The sequence below is a fragment of the Streptomyces inhibens genome (assembly GCF_003389455.1).
GTDB lineage: Bacteria > Actinomycetota > Actinomycetes > Streptomycetales > Streptomycetaceae > Streptomyces > Streptomyces inhibens.
The window spans coordinates 36,531-50,066 of sequence record NZ_QUAC01000127.1 but is presented as its reverse complement, the minus strand read 5'-3'; the positions used below and the strand labels follow the sequence as shown (position 1 = coordinate 50,066).

The 13,536-nt window shown below is 68.5% G+C and carries 16 protein-coding genes and 2 pseudogenes; 9 read left to right on the top strand and 9 right to left on the bottom strand.

Going from position 1 to position 13,536, the window contains the following annotated elements; genetic code table 11:
- Nucleotides 1-311 precede the first annotated feature (311 nt).
- Both DY245_RS16170 and DY245_RS16165 read left to right on the top strand, forming a co-directional pair.
- Nucleotides 312-920, top strand: a complete 609-nt coding sequence (locus DY245_RS16170) for a hypothetical protein (RefSeq protein ID WP_181923706.1) — start codon at nucleotides 312-314, stop codon at nucleotides 918-920.
- Between the two features lie 39 nt (nucleotides 921-959).
- Nucleotides 960-1,764 (top strand): annotated as a pseudogene (locus tag DY245_RS16165) (IS5 family transposase).
- 6 nt (nucleotides 1,765-1,770) lie between these two features.
- Here DY245_RS16165 and DY245_RS16160 read toward each other — a convergent pair.
- From DY245_RS16160 to DY245_RS16135, 6 genes and pseudogenes are all read right to left on the bottom strand, one after another.
- Nucleotides 1,771-2,424 (bottom strand): class I SAM-dependent DNA methyltransferase, encoded by a 654-nt coding sequence (locus tag DY245_RS16160; protein WP_128508031.1) that lies wholly within the window; start codon nucleotides 2,422-2,424, stop codon nucleotides 1,771-1,773.
- A gap of 49 nt (nucleotides 2,425-2,473) precedes the next feature.
- Nucleotides 2,474-3,097 carry a histidine kinase gene (locus DY245_RS44395; RefSeq protein ID WP_181923705.1) on the bottom strand — a complete coding sequence of 208 codons (624 nt, stop codon included), beginning with the start codon at nucleotides 3,095-3,097 and terminating at the stop codon, nucleotides 2,474-2,476.
- Nucleotides 3,098-3,180: 83 nt separating this feature from the next.
- Nucleotides 3,181-3,294: pseudogene (locus DY245_RS16150) on the bottom strand (DUF1801 domain-containing protein); the annotation flags it as partial.
- A gap of 43 nt (nucleotides 3,295-3,337) precedes the next feature.
- Entirely contained in the window at nucleotides 3,338-3,988 is a 651-nt protein-coding gene (locus DY245_RS16145; protein WP_128507945.1) for a mycothiol-dependent nitroreductase Rv2466c family protein, read from the bottom strand.
- A gap of 37 nt (nucleotides 3,989-4,025) precedes the next feature.
- On the bottom strand, nucleotides 4,026-4,376 hold the full coding sequence (locus tag DY245_RS16140; protein WP_128507943.1) for an alpha/beta fold hydrolase: 351 nt from the start codon (nucleotides 4,374-4,376) through the stop codon (nucleotides 4,026-4,028).
- 120 nt (nucleotides 4,377-4,496) lie between these two features.
- Nucleotides 4,497-5,447 (bottom strand): NADP-dependent oxidoreductase, encoded by a 951-nt coding sequence (locus tag DY245_RS16135; RefSeq protein ID WP_128507941.1) that lies wholly within the window; start codon nucleotides 5,445-5,447, stop codon nucleotides 4,497-4,499.
- 541 nt (nucleotides 5,448-5,988) lie between these two features.
- On the opposite strand from DY245_RS16135, the gene DY245_RS16130 reads away from it, so the two are divergent.
- Nucleotides 5,989-6,324 (top strand): peptidase inhibitor family I36 protein, encoded by a 336-nt coding sequence (locus DY245_RS16130; RefSeq protein ID WP_181923704.1) that lies wholly within the window; start codon nucleotides 5,989-5,991, stop codon nucleotides 6,322-6,324.
- Nucleotides 6,325-6,399: 75 nt separating this feature from the next.
- On the top strand, nucleotides 6,400-7,260 hold the full coding sequence (locus tag DY245_RS16125; protein ID WP_128507937.1) for a hypothetical protein: 861 nt from the start codon (nucleotides 6,400-6,402) through the stop codon (nucleotides 7,258-7,260).
- On the opposite strand, the gene DY245_RS16120 is transcribed toward DY245_RS16125, so the two are convergent.
- On the bottom strand, nucleotides 7,261-8,265 hold the full coding sequence (locus DY245_RS16120; protein ID WP_128507935.1) for an AraC family transcriptional regulator: 1,005 nt from the start codon (nucleotides 8,263-8,265) through the stop codon (nucleotides 7,261-7,263).
- A 169-nt stretch (nucleotides 8,266-8,434) separates the two neighbouring features.
- On the opposite strand from DY245_RS16120, the gene DY245_RS16115 reads away from it, so the two are divergent.
- Nucleotides 8,435-8,728, top strand: coding sequence for a transposase (locus tag DY245_RS16115; RefSeq protein ID WP_181923703.1), 294 nt, complete (start codon nucleotides 8,435-8,437; stop codon nucleotides 8,726-8,728).
- Between the two features lie 99 nt (nucleotides 8,729-8,827).
- Nucleotides 8,828-9,511, top strand: a complete 684-nt coding sequence (locus tag DY245_RS16110) for a hypothetical protein (RefSeq protein WP_128507931.1) — start codon at nucleotides 8,828-8,830, stop codon at nucleotides 9,509-9,511.
- On the opposite strand, the gene DY245_RS16105 is transcribed toward DY245_RS16110, so the two are convergent.
- A complete protein-coding gene (locus tag DY245_RS16105; RefSeq protein WP_128507929.1) occupies nucleotides 9,508-10,041 on the bottom strand; it encodes a nuclear transport factor 2 family protein in 534 nt (177 codons plus the stop codon). The genes DY245_RS16110 and DY245_RS16105 overlap by 4 nt on opposite strands.
- Nucleotides 10,004-10,816 carry an SDR family oxidoreductase gene (locus DY245_RS16100; protein ID WP_425329398.1) on the bottom strand — a complete coding sequence of 271 codons (813 nt, stop codon included), beginning with the start codon at nucleotides 10,814-10,816 and terminating at the stop codon, nucleotides 10,004-10,006. The genes DY245_RS16105 and DY245_RS16100 overlap by 38 nt, the downstream gene beginning before the upstream one ends.
- Before the next feature lie 130 nt (nucleotides 10,817-10,946).
- Between DY245_RS16100 and DY245_RS16095 the strand changes: the two genes are divergently transcribed.
- The 3 genes from DY245_RS16095 (at nucleotide 10,947) to DY245_RS16085 (ending at nucleotide 13,436) form a co-directional block, all read left to right on the top strand.
- Nucleotides 10,947-11,780 (top strand): helix-turn-helix transcriptional regulator, encoded by an 834-nt coding sequence (locus DY245_RS16095; protein ID WP_128507927.1) that lies wholly within the window; start codon nucleotides 10,947-10,949, stop codon nucleotides 11,778-11,780.
- 138 nt (nucleotides 11,781-11,918) lie between these two features.
- Nucleotides 11,919-12,398, top strand: coding sequence for a spore-associated protein A (locus tag DY245_RS16090; RefSeq protein ID WP_244943072.1), 480 nt, complete (start codon nucleotides 11,919-11,921; stop codon nucleotides 12,396-12,398).
- A 132-nt stretch (nucleotides 12,399-12,530) separates the two neighbouring features.
- Complete coding sequence (locus DY245_RS16085) at nucleotides 12,531-13,436, top strand: hypothetical protein (protein WP_128507923.1); 906 nt, start codon at nucleotides 12,531-12,533, stop codon at nucleotides 13,434-13,436.
- The last annotated feature ends 100 nt before the right edge of the window (nucleotides 13,437-13,536 follow it).

Below are 13,536 nucleotides of genomic sequence, written 5' to 3'. Positions count from 1 at the left end.
TCACCGGGACGCCGGCCGTCGGACGCCGGCCCGACGGCCAACGGGGGTGCAGGTTCATGTCTTGATCAACGAGACCACTCCGGAATCGGCGCCGTTCTGCGGCCGGACGGCTCGGGGTTTTGCACGGGTGCGTCTCTTTTTGGGATGGGACGGAACGCAGTCGCTCCGTTGGGCAGACACAGCTCACCGGCACAGTCGATCGGGAGGACGTTCCCAGGCTCCAAGGCGCTCAGTCACACCCGTTCGACCGGACTCAGGACGGAAACCTATGATCAACCGTTCCATAGTTGGCGTGAAACGGGGAAACAGCAGTGAGTTCCAAGAAGTGGATACGCGTGGCAGCGATAGTGGCTCTGGCGGTGTCGGCGGCCAGCGCCTGCGGGCCGGACCCGCAGCTGACCAAGGGCACACCAGTGTCGAGCCCGACGGCGTCACCACTCGAGAGGGTCTCGCCCCAGCATCCCGCGCCCGGCGACAAGGCACCCGTGTTGGACAAGATCAAGTACGACCTGGAAACCAGAGTGCTCCGCATGGGCGGCATGGTCCCGAAGCCGACAAGCAGTTCCTGCGACATCGACGCGGTCGGCGACAAGCCGCAGAAGTTCACGTGCACCGTCAAGTACATGGGAATCGAAGTGCCCTTCCGCGTGGAGACAAAGGGCGGCTTCATCTTGATTCAGTACACAGCCACGCCGACCAAGGGCGGAGTCGTCACTCGCGAAGGTGTGCAGGCCGTGGCCTGGAAGCAGTACGGCGCTCTCGGGGGAAAGACGCGAGACTCGCTGCGGTGCGATGACATCCCCGCAGTCCGCTTGGTTCCGGTCGACAAGCCCAGCGGATACCGGTGCTACGTCGGCGACGGCGGCCTGCAAGGCTCCTACGACGTGATCATCGGCAGTAATGGCATGAGTCTGCACTAAGAAGCCATCTCGTTTGGCTGGGCCAGTAGCTTGTCGGTCGTGGTGGGGATCGTTGAGCGGCTGGTGCTCGATGAGTTGTGGGAGTTGTTCCAGCGGGTGGTTCTGGAGGCGCCGACACGACCTCAAGGTGGCGGTCGGCGCCGGCACGGCGACCGGGAGGTGCTGGCAGTGATCCTGTTCGTGGCCACGTCCGGCTGTACCTGGCAACAGTTGTCGTCCGCGTCCTTCGGGCCGTCGAGGGCGACGGCTCACCGCCGGTTTACCGAGTGGAGCAAGGCCAGGGTTTGGGCGAAGCTCCAGCGCCTAGTTCTCGACAAGCTTGGCGCCCGAGGCGAGTTGGACTGATCGCGGTGCGCGATCGACTCGGTGACCATGCGGGCCTTGAAAAGGGGGATCTGACAGGTCCGAATCCTGTGGACCGGGGCAAGTACGGCTCGAAGATCCACTTGATCACCAAGCGAACCGGTCTGCCCCTGTCAGTCGGCATCTCAGCCGCGAACTTGCACGACAGCCAAGCTCTGGAGCCGCTCGTGCGAGGGATACCGCCTATCCGCTCGCGGCGCCGGCCACGGCGACGCAATCCCGGCAAGCTCCATGGGACAAGGGATACAACTACCGCCACCTGCGGCGATGGCTCCGCCACCGAGGCATCACCCACCGCCTGGCACGACGGGAAATCGAGTCCCCGACCCACCTGGGACGCCACCGATGGGTCGTTGAACGGCCTATGGCCTGGCTCGCCGGCTGCCGCCGACTCCACCGCCGCTACGAACGCAAGGCCGACCATTTTTCCTTCGCCAGCATCACCTGCACTCTGATCTGCCTCCGCCGACTCACCAGATGACGGCCCCTACCGGATAGCAGGCCGGCTGCGCGCGAGAAGGATTCCCCCGAGCGTGCTCTCGGCTGAGCTGAGGGTCCTGTGCGCCTCGACCATGAAGCCGGCATCGTTGAGCCAGGCGGTCATTTGGCCGAGCTGGCGACGATGGACGTAGAGCTTCATCGGGTGGCCGCCGTAGCCCTGCGTCTTCAGCCGCGACTCATCACCGACGTGGAAGCTGAGTAGCAGCGAGCCACCGGGCCGCAGCACTCGCTGGAAGTGCGTGAAGACCGAGCCGATCTCGTCGTCGGGGACGTGGATGAGCGAGCACCAGGCGACCAGGCCGGCCATCGAGGCATCGGCGACGTCGAGGTCCGTCATGGAACCGACCTCGAACCGCAGGCCGGGGTGATCACGCCGAGCTACCTCGATCATCCCGGGCGACAGGTCGATCCCGAACGCGTCCATGCCCAGTTCACGCAAGTGGGCCGTGACCCTCCCCGGCCCGCATCCCACGTCCGCAACCGGCCCACCGCCGCTGGTGTGCACCAGGTCGGCGAACAGCGCCATGACCGCGCGCTCTTCGGGCGTTTCTGCCAGGAGGTTGCGAACCTGGTCCGCATAGCTAGTGGCGACAGTGTCGTAAGACGTCCGAGTGTCTGCTAACCAGCCTTCAGCGTTCATTCCGATGCTCACGACGGCAGGCTACCCAGCAGCCCAAACGAGATGACCTCTAACAGGTCGTCTCATTACGGCCCGCCTGGATCACCATCACCGACACCGTGTGGGCGACCACATCGTGTACCTCACGGGCAATACGGGCGCGCTCCTCCGCCACCGCGCGACGGGTCTCGGCGACCAGCCGGTCGTGCTGGGCCCGGCGCCACTGGCCGGCGGTCCAGGCGAGCGTCACCGCCAGCACATACGCCGGCACACTCAACGTGCCGCCGCCCACCAGGGCGAGCGGCGCGAGCGCGAGCACCCCCAGCAGCCACCATTGCGACACCCGCGCCGGGCGCACGGTCGACAGCACGCACAAAGCGAACTGCGCCGCCAGCAACGCCCCGGTCAGACTCACCGCCGGGAACAGCGACCACATCGCGATGCCCATGACCACGGTCGCCGCCAGTACGGTGGCCGGGCGGCGGATGACCCACCACAGGGCCACGGCCTGCGCCACGACGAGCACCAGTGCCGCCGTCAGGCGGCCGGCTCCCGAGTCCACCTCGGTGCCGACGACCAGGACCGACGGCCCGGCCACCCCGAGCACCAGCACCGCGGACACCGCCCGCAGCGCCCGGACCGCCCGCGCGGACGGCCTGAACTCCCCGTCGTCTGATCCCGGCTCCTGATCCACACGGAAACGCTATCCCCGGGTCTTTCCACGGCCTTGATCCGTAAGTGCCGCCCCCCACCCCTGCGCCGAGGCGCCCGCGTCCCTCAGCAGATGGTCCCCGGACCGGCCGCGGCAGCCCTCAGCAGATCCCGTACGAGGCCGAAGTCGATGCCGCCGGGCTTGCGGAAGCGCAGACAGCCCTTGCCCATGCCCTGTCCCGTCCCGTCCCGTCCTGTCCTGTCCTGTCCTGTCAGCCGTTCCTTACGTGGTCGGGCCCTCGGGCCGGGGCCCTCCGGTGTTGTCGTCGGTGGGCGGTTGCTGGGGACGGGACCGCTTCAGCTCGTAGAAGCCGGGGACGGAGGCCAGCGCCAACGCGCCGTCCCACAAGCGGCCGGCCTGCTCACCGCGGGGTACGGGTGCGACGACCGGCCCGAAGAACGCGACCCGCTCGCTGTCCGCACCCCCAACGGCGATGACCGGGCTGCCCACTTCCGGCCCGACCAGGCGCATGGCCTCCTCGTGTGAGGCGCGTACGGCCGCGTCGTACTCCGTGGAATCGGCCACCCGCGCCAGCTCTGCCGGCAGACCGGCATCGTCAAGCGCGGACTCGACGGCGTCCCACTCCCCGCGCTCATGGAGTCGCTTCCCCAGCGCCGTGAACAGCCGGCCCAGCGCGGCCTGCCCGTACGCCTCCGCAACCGCCGTGCAGACGCGCACCGGTCTCCACAGGTAGCCGTCCACGTCGCCCTCAGGATCGTCATCGCGGTCCTCGTTGAGCACGGACAAGCTCATGACCCGCCAATTCACCTCCACGGGACGCACTTTCGTCGCCTCGACCAGCCATCGGGAGGTGAGCCAGGTGTAGGGGCAGGAAGGGTCGAACCAGAAGTCGGCGGTGTGCCGATCGGGCATGGGGGTCCTCCTCGGAGTGGTGGGGAGAAGTTCGCGCCTACCCTTTACGGGCAACTGCGGGGCGTGCAATAGGGAATGTCCGGCAGGGGACGTCGTGCAGAAGGCGCGTGACGAGGTCTGCGTACTCGGGCTCTCGTTCAAGGTGAGCCATGTGGGCGGCGTTTCGCATGAGCAGGAAGGCCGAACCGGCGATGGTCGCCGCGACCGCCCGGTTGTCGTCCGGCGAGCTGGCGCAATCGTGCTCGCCGGCGAAGACGAGCGCGGGGACCTTGTCGATGCCTCCGGTCGGACAGAGATCTTTGTCCAGCAGACGTTCGTGACACGCGGCGTGGCGCAGGGTGGCGCGTTCCGAAGTCCGTGTGAGCTGTCTGTACAGGAGCTGGGCCACCGCCCGTCCCCTGGTGGTCGTATCTGAACCCTGTGGCCGTACGCGCCGGGGCAAGCTGATGCGATCTCGGCGAGAGCTCAGGGACTCCGGGACACCGGGACTCCGGGACTCCGGGACTCGCTACGGTGCGATGTCGATGACCACCTTCCCGCGCGGGTGCTCCTTCTCCAGGGTCTCGTATGCCGCACGGGTACGGGGCAGCGGGACCACCCGGTCGACCATCGGCCGCAGCTTCCCCCCGTCGATCAGCTCGGTGATCTTTTCCAGTTGGTCGCGGTGGGGCTCCACGATGAAGAAGACTCCGCGGGCTCCCCGCGCGGCGGCCTGTTCCGGGTCCGGCGGGGCGGCGATGCCCACCAGGACGCCGCCCGGCCGCAACACGTTCCAGGAGCGCGTCTGGGTCTCGCCGCCCACCAGGTCGATGACCACATCGGCATCTCTCACGTGGTCCTCGAAGCGCTGGGTCGTGTAGTCGATGACCTCGTCGGCGCCCAGGTGGGCGACGAAGTCGAGGTCGCGGGTGCTCGCGGTCGCGGTGACCCGTGCGCCCAGGGCGGCGGCGATCTGGACGGCGAACGAGCCGACCCCTCCGGCACCCCCCTGGACCAGCACCTGCTGCCCGGGTTCCAGCGCGGCGTGGTCGACCAGCGCCTGCCAGACGGTGAGCGCCGCCAGCGGTACGGCTGCGGCCTCGGTGTGGTCCAGGGTCTTCGGCTTGGCGGCCAGGATGTCCGCCGGCACGCTGACGTACTCGGCGGCGGCCCCGTCGTGGACGAACGGGATGAGCCCGTACACGGCGTCGCCGACCACAGGTGTGGTCACCCCTGGTCCGAGTCCGGCCACGACCCCCGACATCTCATGGGAGGGGATGGTCGGGGTCCGGTCGCGGCCGCTCCCGTCGAGGCTGTCGGTCCAGGTGGCGGGCCAGGTGAGTTCGCCGGCGGTGATGGAGGCGGCGCGGACGGCTACGAGGGCCTCCCCGCGACCGGGCTCGGGACACGAGGACTCCTCGTAGACCAGTTGCTCGGGACCACCGCGGGTGTGCGCTCGGACAGCGTGCATGGTGGACATGAGGATCACCTCGTCGCTACGGAGGATTCGGAGGATCGGTCGTGGGAGGGGCCGGTCGGTGAATCGGCTGTGGGGAGCCGGTCGGCGAATCGGCTGTGCGAGGGGCCGGCACCCGGACCGACTGCGGGAGCGCCGGCTGCCGGGCCCCGAACGCGGCTGTACGGCCCGGGGCGTGCTGCGACTGCTCGGCGCGAGGCCGGCGAGGCCCCAGCACGCCGTTTCAGCGTAGGCCGCCCCCAGGATGGCGTCGACCGGCCCCAGTACTGCAACGGTCTTTGTGATGCGGGTGGGTAGTTCTCTGGGCTATGGCCGCGTTGTGTGTCATGGCTGGTGCGTGCTTCGTCGCATGCACGCATTGCTAAGGAACTGATGACTTTCTGCTAACGACGCCCGCGAGGCGTCCCGGCATTCTGAAGGAAGGTGCCTGGCAGTCAGGTGCCAGAGGGGCGTTCGGAGACCGGCGTCCCTTCACACGAGGGGGAATTGCGTGAAGCGCAGTATCTTTTCCGCGCTCAGTATCGCGGCCGTAGCAAGCGCCACTTTGGCGATCGTCGCTCCGTCCGCTCTCGCGGCTGACTCCAGTACGACCAAGGTCCAGTCCGAGGAATTCACGATCTACCACGACGACGACTACAAAGGTGGTTGGTGCACCTTCACCGACAGTGACGACAGCCTCGACGACAACTACTGGACGAACAACAGCGGCGCGTGCAGCGATGGTGCCAGCTCGATGAACAATCAGACCTCGCACGACATCGTCCTGTACTCGGACAGGGGGTACACCGGTAGGACGTATTTCGCCAAGGCCAATTCGAGCGACGGGGACCTGACGAACAACGGTTTCGACAACCAGGCCCAGTCGCTCAAGTTCCTCTGAGCACAGCCGACCTCGCGGGGGTACCGGTAGCGCTACCGGTGCCCCCGCACCGTCAGACAAGGAGGGACCTCGCACGTGTCAGGCCACCGTTCACTCCGGATCCTGCTCTTGTTGCTCGTCGCGGGATGTTCCGCTTCGACCACGAACCAGGGGAGCAGCGCCCCGGGCGCTCCTCCCCCCTCTCGCCAAGCGCGGGAGATCGTTCTTCCTTTTGACGGTTACGAGCTCTCCCTCAGCGACTACTACACCGTCTCCAACGCCCGGGACATGCTCACCCGCAAGTGCATGCGTAAGAGCGGTTTCGACTGGGAGCTCATCAATCGGCCGGCCGAGGTGGACGAGGCGAGGAACCGTCGCCGTTACGGCATCATCGAAATTCCGGTGGCCGAACGGTTTGGCTACCACACAAACGACGAGCTCTTGGACCCTACCGGTATCAGCAGGAAGGGAAGGGCCAGGGACAGGGGACTGTCGTCCGAGGAAGCCCGGGCTGCCAACTCCCCTGGCACAGGGTGCGCCATCAAGGCTTCCAGGAAACTTGCGAAGGACGCCGAAGCGGAGGTCGGCACGAAGATGCTCAATACCCTCGGCGACCAGGCCATGGCCAATTCACAGAAGGTTCCGGACGTGGCCCAGGCATTGCGAAGGTGGGGTGAATGCATGCAGCGCAAGGGTTTTGGCTACGCGACCCCACGTCAGGCCGTGAACGATGACCGGTGGTGGAGCAAGGACAGCGATCGCCCTTCCAAGAAGGAGATTGCCGTAGCGGTGGCGGATGTCCGCTGCAAGCAGCGCACTGCCCTGGTGAAGGTGTGGTTCGAGGCGGAGGCCGGCCTCCAGCTCGCGGCGATACGGGAACACTCCGGCTACTTCAAGAAGCTGGCCGAGTCGAAACAGCGTCAAGTCGCCGCCGCCCGTGCAGTTCTTGCCCACTGATCACGGCCTGGTGCGACCGACGCTGCCACCACAGCTGGATGCGTGGCGGTAGTCCCTGGGAGGGCTGCCGTAGGCGGCGCGGAAGGCACGGGTGAAGTCGGCGGCGCGGGGAAAGCCCCAGCGGGCCGCGATGGCATGGACGGGCGTGGCGTGCTGGGCCGGGTCGGCGAGGTCGCGGCGGGCGTGTTCAAGACGCTGGTGCCGGATCCAGGCGGCGGGTGTGCGGGGTTCATCCTGGAAGAGGCGGTGCAGGTGACCGATGGAGATGTGGTGGGCGGCGGCGAGCACGGAAGGGGTGAGGCCGGCGTCGCCCAGGTGCGCCAGAGCGAAGGCCCGGATACGCAGCAGCAGGGCCCGGCGCCGGGTCTCCGGAGTCAGGGAGGCTTCGGCGTCGACAGCGTGCGCGAAGAGCGACGAGAGCAGGTCCACGACGATCGTGCCGAGCCGGGGCCCGTCGTCCGGCCGGTAGGCGGCGGTACCCTCGGCGAGCTGGTGCAGGAGCTGCGCCAGCAAGCCGCCGAACCCCTCGCGGGCCGACAGCCGGCAGGCAGTCAGCCGGTCGATCCTGTCCCACGTCAAGGGGAGCAGTGCCTTGGGAACTTCGAGGCCCACCCCGAGGTGCGGGCGGGGGCTGGAGCCGTCACCCGCGCGCAGGTCCAAGGGGCGCGAGGTGTCCACGAGGCACAGGCTGTCCGGCCCATAGGCGGTCTCCCGGTCACCACGTGTGACCCGCAGCACTCCGTCCAGGGGCAGGGAGAGGTGGACGCCCTCGGGGTCGGACTGCCGGATCAGCTTCGGGGTCCGCAGGAAGCGCACCGGCTGGAACCGCGTCGGCCACACGGACACCTCGCCCAGTTCCAGGACACGCTGCTCGGCCCGGAAATCCGAGCGGTGCTCACTGTCCAGGTCCAGCGGCGCGTGCAGCTGACGCAGCAGGTCACGCCAGCACTCGAACCGGTCGGCTGCCGGTACATCCTCGCTCCGGAACACTGTCTCCGTCAGCACGCGACGCCACTCCCCCTCGGCCACCCGCACCGCGCGAACGCGGGCCATGCCGACGACGCGTGAGGACATTCTCCCGCGAACAGCCCGACCAGGGAAGCGCGTACGTACTCTTCGACGAACAGACGAACAGCAGATCCGCTGGAACCACTTGCCCGGCGACGGATCATCGATGAGCGAGGAGGTGACCGACCGACGACCCGGGCGCCGCGAAGCTCTGCGTCGGCGGCAGATCCCGCACACCATCCCGGAGAAGCGTGACCAGGCCGGACACCGCCTCCGCCGTGGTTCGACCGGAGCTCGTCCACCCGGTTTCAACAGGGAAATGCACCAACGCAGGCACAGAGTCGAGTGCCGGATCAGCCTGCTGAAACAGACCCGGGGCATCGCGACACGTTACGAGAAACCCGCCGTCCGCTACGACGCCGCCACCGTCCAACTCGCCTTGATACGCCGGGCGCTGTGACCACATCTCAAACACGCCCTGGAGTGAGTACGCGTACTCACTCCTTGCCGGGTAACCGCGCCCATCCGCCGCGCTCCCCCGCTGACATACCGTCCCCGTATGCCCGAGGAGACCGAACCAACCAGCACCTCCCCCGCCCCGACCGAGTCCAGGTCCCCCTCTTCCGTCCTCGGGGCCTTCGGATGCGGCTGCGCCGCGCTCGTCGTCGTGCTCTTTCTGGTCGTCCCGCTCGCATGGGGCTCATGGGGGTCGACGGACTTTTCCCGCGTCGCGCCCGAGGACATGGCGAGCCGCGCCTTCCAGCGTTCCCAGGAGGCGTACGACGTCGTGGGGTTCAAGCGCACCGTAGAACCAGGAGTCGAGGACCTCGGCGTCAGCACGGAGAACACGTTCAGCTCCGGCTTCTGCTACGACGGGGGCCTGCTGGGGCTGGAGGACAAGACCGTCGACGGCGCCTACCGGATGAGCCACAGCTGGGCGCTGGACCACGTGCCCGCGAGCCGGGCCGTCTCCGGCCTGCGCCGACTGCACCAGCACCTCAAGGACAACGGCTGGGAGGTCACGTCCTACCGTGAGGGCGCGAAGGGCAAGGACTGGGACCTGTTCGTCCAGCGGGACGACGGGGCCGAGCGGATGTCCTTCACCTGGTTCCCGGACCGGGAGTACTTCACCGGCGGCGCCACCGTGCCCTGCGCCTACGACCCCGAGTGGGAGAACGGCGATGTCGGCCCCTCCGGGGACCAGCAGAGGCCACCCGCCCTCGGGCCCGCGCAGCGGGACTAGGGCCTGTCTTCAAAGTCCCGCCTGCCCCGCGACGCTCCCCCAGCTAACGCTGGGAGGTGCCCCCGGCACGCGCTCCCCCACGCCTTAAGGGCGCGGGGGCACCCCCGTGCTGCGCTGTCGGGCTCGCCCCGATACGCCCAGCATGGGGGGCGACCCTCCGCCTTGCGATCGCGCTCGGCTTCCGAAGAAGGATCGAAAGAGCCGAGACGGAGTGAGCGCAGCGAACGTAGTGCACCAGACGCCATGGCGGCGTAGGAGGACTCTGCTTCGACGACCTTGGTGCGGAGGGCGTCCTTCCCGTGGGGTTCACCCCAGGGTTCGAAGGCCAGGACCGCGTCCGGTGACCAGCAGTCGATCCAGGTCAGCCAGTCCTTGCGGTCCAGTGCCCGCCAACCGTTGATCATGAGAGCCCGGAGTGCCTCCTTGTCCTCCAGCACCTGGAGGCGTACCGCGAGGCTTTCGTAGCCGGTGCCATCGGTCACGTCCCCCTCCTCACTGCGCGCTCGCGGACGGACGGACGACCACTTCATTGACGTCGACGCCGGCGGGCTGATCGACGGCGAAGGCGATGGCGCTCGCGATCGCGGAGGCCGGGACGGCCACGGATCGGTAGGTCTGCATGGCTCGCCGGGCCTCGGGGTCGCCGATGCTGTCGGCGAGTTCGGACTCGGTGACGCCCGGAGAGACGACGGTGACGCGGATATCGCCGGCGGACTCCTGACGGAGCCCTTCGGAGAGTGCGCGTACGGCGAATTTGGTGGCGCAGTAGACCGCGGCGGTAGGAGACACCTCGTAGGCGCCGACTGAGGCGATATTGACGAAATGGCCGCTGCCCTGTGCCCGCATGACGGGCAGCGCGGCGGCGATGCCGTGCAGCACGCCGCGTACGTTCACGTCGAGCATCCGGTCCCATTCATCGGTCCTCAACGCCTCCAGCGGCGACAAGGGCATCACGCCGGCGTTGTTGACGAACACGTCCACCCGCCCGTAGGTGACACGCGCGCGGTCCACGAAGGACCGCACATCGGCCGGGTCCGTGACGTCCAAGCGCCGGTACGCCGCCGAATGACCGGTGGCGATGAGCTGATCGGTCAATGCCTCGAGCCGGTCCTCGCGCCGTGCGCCGAGAAAGACGTGGTGCCCGTCGGCGGCCAGACGGCGTGCGGTGGCCGCGCCGATCCCGCTGCTCGCGCCGGTGATCAGGACGACCTTGCGCTCGCCGGCGCCGTTCGTGTTCCCCTTCCCGTTCCCGTGCTCGTGCTCGTTCGTCTTCATGTGCTCGTGCTCGTTCGTGTTCACGTTCATGTTGCGTCCTCCAGGGGGCCGTGCTGTCGACGAAGAGACTGCGTCGGGCCCTCGCTACGCCACCAGGACGGCTCCTGCCTGGGTGTCACGCACCCACCCTGAGCGGATCCCCGGCGCCTACCCTCAAGGCATGACGAGCAACGAGCTCGGTGCCTTCCTGCGGGCCCGCCGCGCACAGGTCCGGCCCGAGGACGTCGGTATGGTCACCTACGGGCAGCGCAGAGTCGCCGGACTGCGGCGCGAGGAAGTCGCGGTCCTGGCCGGTATGAACGCCGACTACTACACGCGCCTTGAGCAGGGCCGTGAACGCCACCCCTCACGCCAGGTGCTCGACGCCCTGAGCCGGGCCCTCCTGCTCGACGATGATGCGCGCGAGCATCTGCACCGCCTGGCCGGCTCGGATCCGGACCGGGCCACGGCGCACAGCCGTGAATCCGTCGGGGCCACGCTGCGGCAGCTGATGGACGGGTGGCCGCACACACCGGCCTTTGTCCTCAGCCGGACTCTGGACATCCTGGCGGGAAACGCCCTGGCCGACGCGCTGTTCTCGCCCTTCGAGGAGGCCGACAACCTTGCGCGGATGACGTTCCTCGACCCGGCGGCCCGGCGGTTCCACGCGCAGTGGGACCGGGCGGCGCGGGCCACCGTAGCCAGTCTGCGACAGGCGGCAGGCTTTGAGCCGCGGGACCCTCGACTGCTGGCGCTCGTACGGGAATTGAGCGCGGCCGGCACGGGTTTCGATGAACTCTGGCGCTCTCATAGCGTGTGCGGGAAGACCCAGGACGCCAAGGAACTGGTGCATCCAGAGGTCGGTGCGCTGTCGCTGACGTATCAGAGCTTCGATGTACGTGGTGCGCCTGGCCAGCAACTCGTGGTCTACCAGGCCGAACCGGGCAGCACCAGCGCACACGCGCTCGCTCTGCTCGGCACGCTGAGCGCCACCCGGCGGCAGGCCGGGATCTGAAGGGCCCCCGCCTCAGGGTCCTCGTATGCGGTCATAGAACCGTGACAAATGGAGCACAACCAACCCCCAGCCTGGCTTGTCTGACCACGCGTATGTATGCAGCAAGTACCGGTTGAGCATCCACCATGGGGGAACGTCATGAAGCTCGCTCGTCGCGTGGCCACGGCCGCCGCGCTGGCCACCGTTACCGTCGGCGGTGTGGCCGCGTTCGCCGCACCCGCATCTGCCGCACCCCTGCCGACTACGACCATCGCACCTCGGGCGACCACGGCTCTCGCACCCTCCGCCGCGGCGAACGCGGGCTACAACGGCGCCTGTGGTGCCGGTTACGCGGTCATCGACTCCACTCCGGTCGGCGATGTCGGCACGGTCTACGTCACATGGAACGCGTCCACGGGCAAGAACTGCGCCGTGACGATCCGCAACACTCCCGGGGCTCCGGTGCGGATGGCCGTCTCGCTCAACATCGATGCCGGTCGTGGGGCCCCCGGGGTGGTGGACTCCGGCAACTACAGGACGTACGCCGGCCCGGTGTACCTCACCGCTCGGGGCGAGTGCATTCAGTGGAACGCCGCGATCGACGGCGTGGGGGCCAACGGGCACGGCCACTGCGGCTGACCGCCGAGGACCGGGCTCAGCAGAACCGGGCTCAGCAGAACTGGGCTCAGCAGAACTGGGCTCAGCCGACCGGGTGCGGGAACCGCGGCCGGCGCCCTCACGTGATCAGGAGACATGATCCCAAGGAATGAAGTGGGCCCTGTGGTCGCCCACCTGGCAGCGATCTGGTGCGTCGGCTGTGTTCTCACCGCGGTCCAGTTCCAGGCAGCTCTGATCGCGCTGTTCGCCGGCGGGGAGCCGGCGACGGCAGCGGTGCTCTTCATGGCAGTGCCGCTGTCGGTGGCGCTGTTCGCGGGGGTGGGAGCTACCGCTCGGCCGGTCGTGCCGCTCACCCGTCGGGCGCGTGGGTTGTGGGTGTGGGCGGCGGGTGTGTACGCGCTGGGTACGGCCGGCATGCTCGGGGCCGTCCTGGTGCTTCATCAGGCCGACGGCCTGAAGAGCAGCGTCCTGCTCTACCCGTCCGGCGGGGTCTGCTACGCGGTGGCCGCCGCGTTCTTCCTGCCGGGCGCCCGGGCCCGGCTGGCCGCTCTTGGGGCCGCGGCCGTCTTCGCCGCCGGGGCGGCGTACGCCGCCTGGGACGCCGCGCAGCCACCCACCGTTGATGAATGGCTCACCGCCAACGGCGTGGACCGCGCCCTGCTGCGCGTCGGCGACCCGCCTTCCGGCTACACCCTCAGAGCCCTGGGAGCCAGCGGGGACGGCTTCGGCGCCGACTACGAGCGGACCGGCTCGGCAACGCTCCACCTCGATGTGGCACGCGTCGGCCACGACACCCGGCGCGCCGATGCCCGCGGCTGCCCCGTCCCCTTCGGCGAGACGATTCACTGTACGGACGACGGGGAGGGGCGCCAGCTGGTGGCCTACGAAGGCGGCTACGAGCGGCAGGAGTTGCGGCTGCGGCGCAACGGGCTGGTCCACACGGTGACCATGAAAGGCTCCCGCGCCGAACTGACCGCCGCCCGGCACATCCTGTCGACACTCGGACCGGCCACGGACGCCGACCTCAAGGGGCTGCTCACTGCCCCGATGCGGCGATGACCATATTCACGGGTGCGTGGCCGGGGTGCACCCTCGGCAGGTGGCGGGGCCTTGTGCCGCCCCGTCCGCACCCAAGGGACGCGGACGGGGCGGCACTTGG